General features: G+C 64.2%; 14 protein-coding genes. 8 read left to right on the top strand and 6 right to left on the bottom strand.

Annotated features, from left to right (window positions below; genetic code table 11):
* Window positions 1-211: 211 nt before the first annotated feature.
* On the bottom strand, window positions 212-1,162 hold the full coding sequence (locus NKJ46_RS02450) for a substrate-binding domain-containing protein (RefSeq protein WP_352662348.1): 951 nt from the start codon (window positions 1,160-1,162) through the stop codon (window positions 212-214).
* A gap of 228 nt (window positions 1,163-1,390) precedes the next feature.
* On the bottom strand, window positions 1,391-2,398 hold the full coding sequence (locus tag NKJ46_RS02445) for an aldo/keto reductase (RefSeq protein ID WP_352661442.1): 1,008 nt from the start codon (window positions 2,396-2,398) through the stop codon (window positions 1,391-1,393).
* Window positions 2,399-2,583: 185 nt separating this feature from the next.
* Between NKJ46_RS02445 and NKJ46_RS02440 the strand changes: the two genes are divergently transcribed.
* From NKJ46_RS02440 to NKJ46_RS02415, 6 genes are all read left to right on the top strand, one after another.
* A complete protein-coding gene (locus NKJ46_RS02440; RefSeq protein WP_023675682.1) occupies window positions 2,584-2,808 on the top strand; it encodes a hypothetical protein in 225 nt (74 codons plus the stop codon).
* A gap of 155 nt (window positions 2,809-2,963) precedes the next feature.
* A complete protein-coding gene (ligD, locus tag NKJ46_RS02435) occupies window positions 2,964-5,462 on the top strand; it encodes a DNA ligase D (RefSeq protein WP_352661439.1) in 2,499 nt (832 codons plus the stop codon).
* 220 nt (window positions 5,463-5,682) lie between these two features.
* A complete protein-coding gene (gene ku, locus NKJ46_RS02430; RefSeq protein WP_352661436.1) occupies window positions 5,683-6,594 on the top strand; it encodes a non-homologous end joining protein Ku in 912 nt (303 codons plus the stop codon).
* Complete coding sequence (locus tag NKJ46_RS02425) at window positions 6,591-7,685, top strand: tetratricopeptide repeat protein (protein WP_352661433.1); 1,095 nt, start codon at window positions 6,591-6,593, stop codon at window positions 7,683-7,685. Before ku ends, NKJ46_RS02425 begins: the two co-directional genes overlap by 4 nt.
* A 215-nt stretch (window positions 7,686-7,900) precedes the next feature.
* Window positions 7,901-8,545: an alpha/beta hydrolase family protein gene (locus NKJ46_RS02420; protein WP_352661431.1), complete on the top strand. Its 645-nt coding sequence runs from the start codon at window positions 7,901-7,903 to the stop codon at window positions 8,543-8,545.
* Between the two features lie 9 nt (window positions 8,546-8,554).
* Entirely contained in the window at window positions 8,555-9,325 is a 771-nt protein-coding gene (locus tag NKJ46_RS02415) for an exodeoxyribonuclease III (protein WP_352661428.1), read from the top strand.
* Window positions 9,326-9,362: 37 nt separating this feature from the next.
* Here the strand turns inward: NKJ46_RS02415 and NKJ46_RS02410 are convergent, their stop codons facing one another.
* The 3 genes from NKJ46_RS02410 to NKJ46_RS02400 form a co-directional block, all read right to left on the bottom strand.
* A complete protein-coding gene (locus NKJ46_RS02410) occupies window positions 9,363-9,827 on the bottom strand; it encodes a GFA family protein (RefSeq protein WP_352661425.1) in 465 nt (154 codons plus the stop codon).
* Between the two features lie 96 nt (window positions 9,828-9,923).
* Window positions 9,924-10,127 carry a tautomerase family protein gene (locus NKJ46_RS02405; protein WP_352661422.1) on the bottom strand — a complete coding sequence of 68 codons (204 nt, stop codon included), beginning with the start codon at window positions 10,125-10,127 and terminating at the stop codon, window positions 9,924-9,926.
* Window positions 10,128-10,161: 34 nt separating this feature from the next.
* Window positions 10,162-10,902: an SDR family oxidoreductase gene (locus tag NKJ46_RS02400; protein ID WP_352661420.1), complete on the bottom strand. Its 741-nt coding sequence runs from the start codon at window positions 10,900-10,902 to the stop codon at window positions 10,162-10,164.
* 100 nt (window positions 10,903-11,002) lie between these two features.
* On the opposite strand from NKJ46_RS02400, the gene NKJ46_RS02395 reads away from it, so the two are divergent.
* Window positions 11,003-11,908, top strand: coding sequence for a LysR family transcriptional regulator (locus NKJ46_RS02395; RefSeq protein WP_352662345.1), 906 nt, complete (start codon window positions 11,003-11,005; stop codon window positions 11,906-11,908).
* A 208-nt stretch (window positions 11,909-12,116) separates the two neighbouring features.
* Here NKJ46_RS02395 and NKJ46_RS02390 read toward each other — a convergent pair whose 3' ends face one another.
* Window positions 12,117-12,668: a DUF4019 domain-containing protein gene (locus NKJ46_RS02390; protein ID WP_352661418.1), complete on the bottom strand. Its 552-nt coding sequence runs from the start codon at window positions 12,666-12,668 to the stop codon at window positions 12,117-12,119.
* 162 nt (window positions 12,669-12,830) lie between these two features.
* Between NKJ46_RS02390 and NKJ46_RS02385 the strand changes: the two genes are divergently transcribed.
* Window positions 12,831-13,382, top strand: a complete 552-nt coding sequence (locus NKJ46_RS02385; RefSeq protein ID WP_352661415.1) for a cysteine hydrolase family protein — start codon at window positions 12,831-12,833, stop codon at window positions 13,380-13,382.
* The last annotated feature ends 52 nt before the right edge of the window (window positions 13,383-13,434 follow it).

Genomic DNA, 13,434 nt, shown 5'->3' with positions numbered 1-13,434 from the left:
GGATGCTCCTTCGATGCAATTCACGCCGCTTGAACACCCCCTCTGTCCTGCTGGACATCTCCCCCCCACAAGGGGGGAGATCGGATGTCACGCCGGCTTTCGCCAATTTTCGATCTTGCAGAAGAGGCGAGGCCAATGAAGCTGCCAATCTCCCCACTTGCGGGGGAGATGGCCGGCAGGCCAGAGGGGGGTGCTGTCCCGCCGGCTTTGCCTACTTCGTCTCGCCCAGCCTCTCCGCCTTGTCGAGATTGTCCTTGCCGATGACGATCGGCGTCAAAAGCACCAGCTTTTCCTTCGGCTCGGTCTTGTCCCTAGCGTAGGCGACCGCGATCTGCACCGCGGTGCGCGACTGCTCGCCGGGGAATTGCTCGACCGTGCCGGCCAGCTTGCCGTCGCGCACGGCGACCAGCGCTTCGGGAAGCGCGTCGAAGCCGTAGATCTTGACGTCGGTGAAGTTGCGCGCCGCGCAGGCTTCGACCGCGCCAAGCGCCATGTCGTCATTGGCGCAGATGATCGCGTCGGGCTTGCCGTTGGCGGCAAGGCCGGCCTCGGTGACGGAGAGCGCTTCGGCGCGGGCGAAGTTGGCGGTCTGCTCGAAGATGATCTGGTACTTGTCCTTCATCGGATCGAGGACGTTGTGCACACCCTTGTTACGGTCGATCGCCGGTCCGGCACCGGGCTGGCCCTGCAGATGGAAAATCTTGGCCCCGTTCGGGAACGCTGCCACCATGGCCTGCGCTTCGGCCTCGCCGCCCTTGACATTGTCGGCGCCGACATGGGCGAGGATGCCTTCGACGCCCTCGACGCGGCGGTCGATGGTGACGACGGGAACGCCGGCCTTGACCGCTTCCTCGATGGCTGGGGCCAGCGCGTTGACGTCGAGCGGCGAGATGACGATGGCGTTGACCTTCTGCACGAGTGCCGCCTCGATATCGGCGGTCTGCTTGGGCGCCGAGTTCTGGCCGTCGCTCTCGATCAGGTTGACGCCCTGCGCCTGGGCTTCCGCCTTGATCTGGTTCAGCATGTGCACGAAGAACGGAAAGCCGAGGCTCGGCACCGAACCAAGGATGGTCAGCTTGTCCTGAGCAAAAGCCAGTTGCGGAGCGGCCAACGCCAAGGCGCCTATCGCCGCGGACGACAGCAGGAATTCACGTCTGTTGATCAATTTAGTCTCCTCCCAGATGAGCGCACGACCCCGGAACCGGAATGGGTTTTCCGGAAGGTTCCTTGCGTCGATTCAAAAATGGAGTGTCCTTTGAGCGCCCAACTCGTGTTTGAAGGGACGCAACGGCGCTCCAGCCGGTCCACCGCGACGTTCTCCTCCGCTCGGTGCCTGCGGGCAGATGCTAGCCAAGGCCGGAGCTTTGCGCAAGAACGGGAGAAGCAAGACCTACCGATCGATCATAACCATGGTGCCCTCGCCGTAGCGCGGACCGGCGACCTTTCCCGGCGCCAGCGCGTCGTCGAGCACCTTCATCTCGGCGGAATCCAGCTTGATCGAAGCTGCGGCGACATTCTCCTCGATGTATTTTCTGCGCTTGGTGCCGGGGATCGGCACGATGTCGATGCCGAAGGCGCTCGCCTTGTGGAGCAGCCAGACCAGCGCGATCTGGCCTGGCTTGACGCGCTTCGCCGCGGCGATGTCGAGTACCGTGGCCGCCGCCCGCATGTTGGCGTCATAGTTGGCGCCCTGGTAGCGCGGGTCGCCGCGCCGGTAATCGCCCTCCGGATACTCTTCGGCGCGCCTGACGTCGCCGGTGAGAAAGCCGCGGCCGAGCGGCGAGAACGGCACCAGGCCGATGCCGAGCTCCTTCAGCAGCGGAATGATCTCCGGCTCCAGATTGCGCTCCCACAGTGAATATTCGCTCTGCACGGCCGACACCGGATGCACGGCATGCGCCCGGCGGATGTTGGCGGCGCCGGCTTCAGAGAGGCCGAAGAAGCGGACCTTGCCGTGAGCGATCAGCTCGCCGACAGCGCCCGCCACATCCTCGATCGGCACCGCCGGATCAACGCGGTGCTGATAGAGGAGGTCGACGTGGTCGGTGGCCAGCCTCCTCAGCGAACCTTCCAAAGCCTTGCGGATATGTTCGGGCCGGCTGTCGCGCTCGGTGCCGACTTGCTTGCCGTTTTCAATGCGGAAGCCGAATTTCGTCGCGATCGTCACCTCATCGCGCCGACCCTTCAGCGCGCGGCCGAGCAGTTCCTCGTTGGAGAACGGCCCGTACACTTCCGCGGTGTCGAGGAAGGTGCAGCCGAGTTCGATGGCGCGGTGCAGCGTGGCGGTCGATTCCGCCTCGTCGGCCGGGCCATAGGACTGGCTCATGCCCATGCAGCCGAGACCGATTGCCGAGACTTGCAGCCCCTGGCTGCCGAGTTTGCGCATCGTCAATGTCATGTGAAGTTCTCCGGATCAGCATCGCTTTCCAAGCCGCCAGGTTCAATATAGCGCACCGGCTCGGTTTCCACAGAGCGGGAGGCGCCACCGCCGGAGGGCTCGCAGCGGCCGCTAAATTGACAGCCGACCCGCTCTCGGCCATCCTTAAGGCACGCCGCCTTGCGGCCTGTGCGTGAGTAACCAGCATGGCCAGTTCCGTCGCCAGTCAGAAATCCAAGCGCGCCGCGGTGCGGAACGCGCTCGACCGCCACAAGGTCTACATCACCGCGCAGCGTTTTTCGGCCGGCAGCTACAGCGCGCGCGTGCTGGTCGACGGCGAGGCCTATTGGGTCGACGAATTCCGGCTCAGCCAGCTGCAGCAGGGCCTGTCGCCGGCCGAACTCGAATTGACACCGGCCACCGACGATTGAGCGGCGTGACCTCCCATCCTTCGTCATCCCAGGGCGGAGCAGGAGCGAAGCGACGTCGCGAAGACGCTAGGATCCATGCCGTGACATTGGAGCGCCGCTGCGATGGGATTTTGATGCCGCGCTCGTCGCTTTTGCCCATCACCCGCGCCTAGTCCATGCCAGCTCCTTCGAAGCTCAAAGCTTATCGCGCCAAGCGCGAGTTCACGAGGACGCCGGAACCAGCGGGTGGCCTGGTTGCCGGTGAGGGCAATCGTTTCGTCGTCCACAAGCATCATGCCACCGCCGATCACTACGATCTGCGCCTGCAGGTCGGCGACGTGCTGAAGAGCTGGGCGGTGCCGCGCGGCCCCTCGCTCAATCCCGCCGACAAAAGGCTGGCGGTCGAGACCGAGGACCATCCGCTCGAATATATCGATTTCGAAGGCGTCATTCCCGAAGGCGAATATGGCGGCGGGCCGATGATCGTCTGGGATGCCGGCGTCTGGGCGCCGATGGACGATGTCGAGAAGAGCCTGCGCACCGGCTCCTTCAAATTCCGCCTCGCCGGCGAGAAGCTCAATGGCGGCTGGATGCTGACGCGGCTGAAACCGAAGCCCGGCGAGGATGAGGGCAAGAAGAACTGGCTGCTGTTCAAGGAGCGCGATCTTGCCGCCGATGTCACGCTCGACATACTGGAAGTCAGGCCGGAAAGCGTCAAATCCGGCCGTCGCATCGAGGAGCTGGTGGCAACGCCGAAGCCTGCCGCCAAACCTGCCAAGCCGGTGGCGCTGAAACCCGGCGCTTTGCCGGGCGCCGTCAAGGCGCCGCCGCCTTCCCGGATCGAGCCGCAATTGGCCACGCAGGTTCCGAAGCCGCCGGGCGGCGATGACCCCGCGGCCCGAACGGGCGAAGCCTGGCTGCACGAGATCAAGTTCGACGGCTACCGCACCATGGCGCATGTTTCCGACGGGAAGGTCAGGCTGATCACCCGCGCCGGCCTCGACTGGACGAAGCGCTATGGCGACCTGCCGCTTGCATTCGCCAGGCTGCCGTGCCGCGAGGCGATCGTCGACGGCGAGGTCGTCGCGCTCGACGCCAAGGGCATCAGCCGCTTTGCGCTTTTGCAGGACGCGCTCGCCGAAGGCGCCGGCAACAAGCTCCACTTCTACGCCTTCGATCTTCTGTATCTCGACGGCTGGGACTTGAGACAAGCGCCGCTCCGCCGGCGCAAGGCGCTGCTTTCGCAACTGCTGTCCGGTCTCGGCGCCAATTCGGCCATCCAGCTCAGCGATCATGTCGAGGGCGACGGCCAGGCACTTTATGACCAGGCATCCGAGATGGGGCTCGAGGGTGTCGTCTCCAAGCGCGCCACGGCAATCTACCAGAGCGGCCGCACCAAGACCTGGACCAAGACCAAGGCGCTTCAGACCGGCGACTTCGTCATCGCCGGCTACACGATCTCCGATGCGGCAGAGGGGTTGGCCGCACTCGGCCTCGGTGAATTCGAAGACGGCGAGCTGCACTATCGCGGCAAGGTCGGCACCGGCTTCGATGCGGGGACCGCCGGCGAATTGCTGGCCAGGCTGGAGCCGCTAAGGGCGGGTGCATCCGCGCCCGAAGGGGTTCCCCGCGAAATCATGCGCGAGATGAACTGGGTGCGGCCGCTGCTCTCGGCGCATATCCATTACGCCAACCGGACCACCGACAATGCGCTGCGCCATGCCGTGTTCCGCGGCCTGCGCGACGTCGGCCTGTCGACGCCGGTTTCGGCCAAGCGCAAGCGGCTGATCGCCGAGGCCGACCTCGCCACCATCTGGGTGACCAATCCGACGCGGCGGCTGTTCGGCAAGACCGGCCCGACCAAGCTCGACATTGCCGTCTATTACGCGCTGGTCGGCGATTTCATGCTGCCGCATATCCTTGGCCGGCCGGTGTCGCTGGTGCGTTGCCCGACCGGCAAGCCGCAGGACTGTTTCTTCCAGCGCCACGCCTTCACCGGCATGCCGTCCTCGGTGGCGACCTTCGAGGCGACCAATTCGGAGGGCGAGACCAAATCCTACCTCTCGGTGGAAGACGCCAAGGGCTATCTGGCGCTGGCGCAGTTCGGCGTCGTCGAGTTCCACACCTGGGGCACCCATCGCACGCGGCTCGACAAGCCGGACCTGATCGTTTTCGACCTCGATCCAGGCGAGGGGATCGCCTGGCGCGAGGTGGTGGAGGCGGCGGTGCACGTTAAGGGCGAGCTGGAAGCGCTAGGACTGGTGCCGTTCGCCAAGACCTCCGGCGGCCACGGCATCCACATCACCGTGCCGGTCACGCAAAAGCAGAACTGGAAGAAACTGCACCAGGCGACCAGCGCCATCTCCACGCATCTTGCCGCCACCGCGCCCGACACTTTCACCACCACCATGGGCAAGGACAACCGCAAGCGCCGCATCTTCATCGATTATCACCGCAATGCGCGCGGCCACACTTCGGCGGCTCCCTATTCGCTGCGCGCCCGCACCAATTTGCCGGCCTCGACGCCGGTCAGCTGGAGCGATCTGGCGACCATCGACGCTCCGCAGGATCTGAATTATTCGTCGCTGCCGAGCCTGCTGGCAACGTCAGGCGATCCCTGGGCCGACATGGAAGATTTCGCCCGGGATTTGCCGGTGATAGGCTCCGCGAGGTAGTGCCGCGGGCGCGGCCCAGACTCCATCGACGCTCCGGAAAATTTGAATTATTCTTCGCCACGGACCTCTTGCCTGCAGGCGGCTCCCAGCGGAGGAAGATTTCGCTAGGGATTTGCCGGTATTGTAAGGGTCAATGTAGGATTTCGGCAGCCCCGTTCGTCCTGCGGACGAATGAACGCTGCAAACAGTTCGACAGCACAAGGCCGCGTAGGAGTATTTCATGGCGCCCAGAGCAAGTTGGAAAGGTTACCTCAAGCTCAGTCTGGTCAGCTGTCCGGTCCGGCTCTATCCGGCGACGAGCGCCAGCGAGCGCATCAGCTTCAACCAGCTGCACAAGAAGACGCACAACCGCATCAACATGAAACCTGTCGACCCCGAACTCGGGCTGGTCGAGCGCTCGGATCTGGTCAAGGGCTACGAATACGAGGACAAGCAGTACATCATCATCGAGGACTCCGATCTCGATGCGGTACGCATCGAATCCAACCATACGATGAACATCGAGGCCTTTGTCGACGAGCATTCGGTCGACGTCATCTATCAGGACGCGCCCTATTATCTGGCGCCAGACGGCGCAATGGCCGAGGAGACCTTCGCCGTGCTGCGCGAAGCGATGCGCAAATCCGGCAAACTGGCGATCGCCCGCCTGGTGCTGTCCAGCCGCGAACGCGTGGTGACGATCGGCGCGCGCGAGAACGGCATGTTCGTCTGCACCTTGAGGAATCCGAACGAAGTGCGTGGCACGGCTGAATATTTCGGCAATATCCCGGCCGGAAATCCCGATCCCGAAATGCTGCAATTGGCCGAAGCGCTGATCAAGCAGAAGGAAACCACCTTCGACCCGAAGAATTACGAGGACCGCTACGAGATCGCGCTGATGGCGATGATCCGCGAGAAGCTCAAGGGCCACAAGCCTATCATCGCAGCGGCGCCCGAGCGCGGCAATGTCATCAATCTCATGGATGCGCTGAAGGCGAGCCTGTCGCAATCGGCCAAGCCGCCGGCCAAGTCCAAGAGCAAAGCCGATGAGGCGGCGAAACCGGCAGCCAAAGCAAAGTCCGCCAAGGGCGGCGCCAAGGAAAACCCGCTCAAGGCCAATCTACTGCAGGCCGTCGGTAAGAGCAAAGGGTGACGGCGCCTACTGGCACGATCTTCGGCACTATCGGCGCGCTCGCGGCGTTTCCGCTTCGGCTGGCGGCGCGCGAGGTCGCGCGCCAGCACGGCCAATTGCGGCGCGGCGTCACCCGGCGCACGACACATGTCGTGTTGGGCCGCAAGTTGCTCGCCAAAGCCGGCGATGGCGAGATCGAGCGTCGCACTGCTGCGGAGCGCGCGGCGGGGCGCAAGCTGGTCAGCGAGAACGGCTTCCTGCGCCTGCTTGGCCTGATGAAGGCACCAGAGGCTTCGGCGCTGTCGCGGCAGTCGCTGATCGACCAGTCGCGGCTGACCGGCGCGGATCTCGACCTTTTGTCGCTGTTCGATGCCTTCGAACATGACGCCGAACCGTATTCCTTTCGCGACCTGATCCTCGCCCGCAAATATGCCGGGCTGGTCGCCGGCGGCGCTTCATGGGCGGCGATCGCGCGCTCGGTGCACCGCTCGGGCCCGATCGCCTCGCTCACCGCCAAGTCGCTCGCCGTCGGCTCGCAGCATGGGCGGGCCGATGCCATCTATCTCGAGGGAGGCCAGAGCGAACTCGACGGCCAGCTGCTGTTCGATCTGGGAACGCAGGATGACGACACGCTGGAAGAGCTGTTCGCCGATGCCGAGGCGGCGGAAGAGGCTGAAGACCACGAGCAGGCCGCGGCACTCTACCAGCGCTGTCTGGCCATCGACCCGAGCGACGCCATCGCCGCCTTCAACCGCGCCAACTGCCTGCGTGCCGCCGGCCACGCGGCCGAGGCGGCGCACGACTATGCCCGCGCGATAAAGCTCGATCCCGGCTTCGTCGAGGCCTGGTTCAATCTGGCCGGGCTGATGAGCGAAGAGGGGCGGGTGGCGTCGACGCGCCGCCATTTGCTGAAGGCGATCGCACTGGATGCGAAGTACGCCGATGCGGTGTTCAACCTTGCGAGGCTGGAGTTCGACGCCGGCAATCTCGCCGAGGCGCGGCGGAGCTGGGTGCGCTATCTCGAGCTCGATGCCAATTCCGAATGGGCGCGTATGGCGGCCAAGGGAATACAGTTCGTGGATTTGCAGCTGGCGCGGATGTCGGCAGGGTAAGGTAATCCAATGCCTGCGCTTGAACACCCCCCTCTGTCCTGCCGGACATCTCCCCCGCAAGTGGGGAGATCGGCAGCTTCTCCTTACCGCCCGCCTTCCAACGTTGGTGATTGGCGAAAGCGATGGCGACATCCAATCTCCCCCCTTGCGGGGGAGATGGCCGGCAGGCCAGAGGGGGGTGGGACGGAACGCGGCCTCTATAAGTGGGCCGCCCCATGACCACCTTCCTCTTCGACGGCCCCGACACTGCCCCAATCACCATCTTGCTCGCCCATGGCGCCGGGGCGCCGATGGACTCTGCCTCGATGGCCGCCACGGCAAAAGCGCTCGCCGCGGCCGGCTTCCGCGTTGCGCGCTTTGAATTCCACTATATGGCGGCCCGCCGCTATGGCCACCGCAAGCCGCCGCCGCGCGCCGAGACGGTTAACCCGGAATACGTCAAGGCGATCGCCGACCTCCGGGCGAAGGGCGTGAAGGGTCCGCTGATCATCGGCGGCAAGTCGATGGGCGGACGCGTCGCTTCGATGATCGCCGACGAGATGTTTTCGAAGGGCGAGATCTCGGGCCTGCTTTGCCTTGGCTATCCCTTCCATCCGCCGGCCAAACCGACGCAGCTTCGGACAAAGCACCTCGCCGATCTCAAAACGCCGACATTGATCTTCCAAGGCACGCGCGACGAGTTCGGGACCAAAGACGAGGTCGCGACCTATGCTCTGTCCGACGCAATCGAGATTTTCTGGCTGGAAGACGGCGACCACGATCTGAAGCCGCGCAAAAACATCTCCGGTTTCTCCACCGCCGATCATCTGAAGACGCTCGCCGATGCGGTGAAAGCGTGGACCGAACGCATCGTGCGCTGAAGCAGGCCGATGAAGATCGCCACCTTCAACGTCAACAACATCAGCAGCCGGCTGCCGAACCTGCTCGCATGGCTGGCCGCCGCCAAACCCGACATCGCCTGCCTGCAGGAGCTCAAGACCAGGCAGACGCAGTTTCCGCGCACCGCGCTGGCGGCCGCCGGCTACGGCGCGGTTTGGGTCGGGCAGCCGACCTGGAACGGCGTCGCCATCCTTTCGCGTGGCTCAGAACCCGTTCTGACCCGCGAGGCGCTGCCCGGCGACGATAGCGACCAGCAGGCGCGCTACATCGAAGCGGCGGTCAACGGCATCGTCGTCGCCTGCCTCTACGCGCCGAACGGCAACCCGCAGCCCGGCCCGAAATTCCAGTACAAGCTGGCCTGGCACGAAAGGCTGGAGGCGCATGCTGCGCAGTTGCTCGACACCGGCCTGCCCGTGGTGCTGGCAGGCGACTACAACATCGTGCCCGAACCGCGCGATATCTACCCGACCCGCTCCTATGACGACAACGCGCTGGTGCAGCCGGAAAGCCGCGCATCGTTCCAGCGCCTGCTCGATCAAGGCTGGCTTGACGCGCTGCGCAAGAAGCACCCGAGCGAGACGCTCTACACATTCTGGGACTACCGCCGCAATCGCTGGCCGCGCGATGCCGGCCTGCGACTCGACCATATCTTGCTCTCGAAGAAGCTGTCGCGCCGGCTGGTAGCGGCGGGCATCGACCGCGACGTGCGTGGCGAGGCCGGCGCCAGCGACCACGCGCCTGTCTGGGTGGAGTTGCGGTGAAGCATGAAACTGGCGCCGCCTTCCGGGCGGCAACCAGTCAGGTTGGCCGCGCCGCTTCGCGGGCGAACGCTTCGATCAAAGGGGCGTATCCCTCAAGGTCGGGCTGCGTAGCGAAACTGTGGGTAGCGGCGGTCGAAGCCCAGGGCAGCTTTTCCGACGTGAAGACTTCGACGAAAGGCACATACCAATAATGTTCGTCCAGCATGGTCGCGCGAACGTTGACGAAAAAGTCCAGCCCATGCGGACGCGTGAACATCCAGTTCTTGCAATGCGGGCAATAGAGTTGCCGGTGCGGGCCGTGCAGGCCGCCGACCACCGGCTCGCCTTGCGTTATGGCGAAACCGTCGCTGGGCACGGCCATGGTCAAGGAATACGCGCTGGCGCTCAGCTTCTGGCAGCCGGTGCAGTGACACGCCGTCGTCAGCAAGGGCGGCGCACTGATGCGAAAGCGTATTCCGCCGCACAGGCAACCACCGTCCCAAGGTAGCTTCCAATCGTCCATCGCTGGCCTCGCGTTAGCCTCTGCCAGCGATCTAGCGCGCGACCGGCAAGTTGCAATCTCCCCCTTGACGGTCCCGCAAGGGGGAGATCGGCAGCTTCACGTCTTCCGCCCAGGAATCGTGAACACCACGTCGGCGCGGCCGTAGCCGCCATCGGCGACCTCCTCGATCAGCACCATCGTGTAGGGGCGAACGCCTTCCCCGAACATCTCGACGAACAGGGCTGTGGTCTTGTGGACGAGGTCCTCCTTCTGTCCGGCGGACAGCGCGCGCTCAGGCACCTTGAAATTTGCAAACGGCATGATGTCGATTTCCTGTTGGTTGATGGAGATAAATTCAGACCGTGCCGCCATTGGCGCGCAGCACCTGGCCGTTGACCCAGCCGCTGTCCGGTCCGGAGAGGAACGACACCACGCCAGCGATATCGGCGGGCTGGCCGAGCCGCCCGAGCGGGATCATCCTGGTGATGGTCTCGACCAGTGCCTCGGACTTGCCGCCGAGGAACAGCTCGGTGGCCACCGGCCCCGGCGCCACGACATTGACGGTGATGCCGCGCGGCCCGAGTTCCTTGGCCAGCACATGGGTCATCGCCTCGACGCCGGCCTTGGAGGCAGCGTAGACACCGTAGGTCGGCTGGTAGAGCCCGACCACGCTGGACGAGAAGCTGATGATGCGGCCGCCGTCGCGCAGCCTTCTTGCGCCCTCGCGCATGCCGCGGAAGACGCCACCGAGGTTCACCGCGATCTGCTGCTCGAAACCAGCGTCGTCCATCTGCGCTATCGGCGCGAGCTTCATGATGCCGGCATTGTTGACCAGCACATCGAGGCCGCCAAAGGCCTGCTCGGCTGCGTCGAACAGATGCGCCACGCCCCTGGGATCGCCGACATCGGCCTGAACGGCGATCGCCGTGCCGCCTGCAGCCTCGATCTCGCGCAACACGCCTTCGGCGGCTTCTGCGCCTCTGGCATAGTTGACGATGACCGAAAAGCCGTCGCGTGCCAGCCGCCTGGCAATTTCGGCGCCGATACCCTTCGAGGCGCCGGTTACCAGCGCCACCTTTCCATTCCGCGTAGTCATGTCAGCTCTCCGATTCTTGTCGGCTGAAAATAGACGATAAATCCTGCGGGATAATCGCTCGGGACTTGCCAACACCATTCGGATATGGCGAACAATGGCGATGGACAGTCTCGACCGGATGCGCCTGCTTGCCCGTGTGATCGAGCGCGGCAGCTTCACCGCGGCGGCCGCCGATCTGTCGATGTCGCGATCGACCGCCACCGAAGCGATCAAGGACCTCGAGGCGCGGCTGGGGGTGAGGCTGCTCGAACGCACCACGCGTCATGTCAGGCCGACATTGGACGGCCAGGCCTATTACCAGCGCTGCCTTGCCATCCTTGCCGATGTCGAGGATGCCGAGGCCGGCTTTCAATCGGCGCAACCGCAGGGCCTTTTGAGGATCGACGTGCACGGCTTCATGGCTCGTCATTTCATCCTGCCGCGGCTCTCCGAATTCCTCGACCGCTACCCCGGGATCGACCTGCATATCGGCGACGGCGACCGGCTGGTCGACCTGGTGCGCGAGGGCATCGACTGCGTGCTGCGTTCCGGCGAACAGGCCGACAGCGGCATGATTGTGCGGCGGGTGGCAACATTGCGCGAAGTCACCTGTGCCAGCCCCGCCTATCTCGAAAAGCACGGTATGCCGGCAACCCCCGACGATCTCGAAGGCCATCTGATGGTCGGCTTCCGCTCGTCGCGGACCGGCGAGGTCATGCCGCTCGAATTCACCGTCGGCGGCGCGTTGCGCTATGTCAGCCTGCCCAGCCGGGTGACGGTCAACGGCTCCGACACGATGGCGGAGCTGGCGCGTCTCGGCTTCGGCCTGGTGCAGGCGCCGCATTACCGCTTTGCCGGGGATTTCGCACGCGGCACGCTTGTCGAAGTGCTGCCGGATTACCCGCCGTCGCCGACACCGCTGTCGGCGCTCTATCCACAGAACCGCCAGCTCGCGCCACGGGTACGCGTGTTCATCGACTGGGTGACCGGGATTTTTGGCGAGGATGGGACATCGGGCCGGGCGTGATCGTGCACCGGGCCGCCGGCTACTTTGCGAAGGGCGATCGGACGAGATATGCCGTGACGGGCGGGATTGGGCGAGGACAAAGGCTGCGCTCTCGCTGCGTTCGCGTCCAAAGGCCGGCAAACTGTAGGAGATCACCGATATCGTTGCGCTGATCGAGGGAAGCCGTAAAGCCGTGGTCGCGGAACGTACAAAAACGGACCGCCTCACTTCACGATGGAAAATTCGGACAGTTAGCCGACAACTCGGCCCATGCTCGATCCAATTCGACTTTCGATTGGGTCTTTTCAATGCTTTTCGCAGTGGCGTTGTCGATGAAGTTGCTTTCGATCCGCATGACTCGAAAATTTCCAACTGACGGCCGCTGATAGAGGACAACATAGCCGCAGTAACGATCGATGTTTTCAAACTTCGCCGCTATGTCGACTGCGGCATAAACGCCGGGAAAGGCAGCGTTCGCTGGGTCCTTCAACCACGTGAATTTGAGTAGCCGGCGCTCGCGCACAGCGCCGGCCTGAGAATGAAAATCTTTACTTTGCTCCAAGAAGGCGTTCGATGGGATCAAAGCTTTCGCGGTATCAGTCATCATTTCGTATGCCCGCCCATACTCTTGGTTATCGAGCGAAAGGAAGTAGCGACCAACCGTTTCCGTTGCATCTCGAACCGCGTCCTCCGAGGGAGTCCACTCTTGTGATTGTGCGGGTAGGATCGCAACCAACACCGAAGTCACGATCGCAAGGAAAGCTACGGCTGCATGTGTCATGGTAATTTCTTCGCAGGAGGTTGCCACGAATGCAATCCGGTCACGGCCGATAGCCAGAATTTCGAACTGTCACATATCTCCAACTCCAGCCACCTGCCGTTGCCCTGCGCGTCATCGCGGCCCTGATCCTTGATCAGTTCCGCCCTCGTGCTATAAAAAACCATGTCAGGGACCAGCCCCGCGGCCACTGCGCCGCTCATCGTGATCGATCTTCAGACCGGCATGTTCGACGGTGTCGCCGAACCGCCGATCCATGATGCCGACGGCATGGTTGCCCGCACCCGCGCGCTGATCGAATGGGCACGGCGCAGCGGGCGCAAGATCGCCTTCATCAGGCACGACGGCCCGCAGGGCGATCCTCTGGAGCCGGGTGAGCCGGGCTGGCCGGTGTGGCCGGCGCTCGGCCAGGCCGAGGACGAGCCGATTTTCGCCAAGCGTGTCGGCGACGCGTTCAGCAATGCCGCGCTTGCAGAATGGGTGGTCGGGCAGGGCGCCAGCGAGGTCGTTCTGATCGGCGCGCAGACCGATTTTTGCGTGGCGGCCACGGTGAAGGGCGCCTTTGCGGCGGGTCTGGGCGTCACCGTGGTTTCCGACGCCCACAGCACGCTCGACACCACCAGCGAGACCGCCGCGGAGATCATCGCCCGGCACAATGCGGCATTTGCCGCCGCCGGGGTCAAACTGGCGACGACGAAGGTGCTGATCGGCGGCTGATCCGCCGGCTCATCACCGTGCCGTCAAAGCCTGATCCAGCCGGGAAGAAACT

It is taken from the genome of Mesorhizobium sp. M0166 (assembly GCF_040322255.1).
Lineage (GTDB): Bacteria > Pseudomonadota > Alphaproteobacteria > Rhizobiales > Rhizobiaceae > Mesorhizobium.
This window is presented reverse-complemented; position numbering and strand designations above follow the sequence as displayed.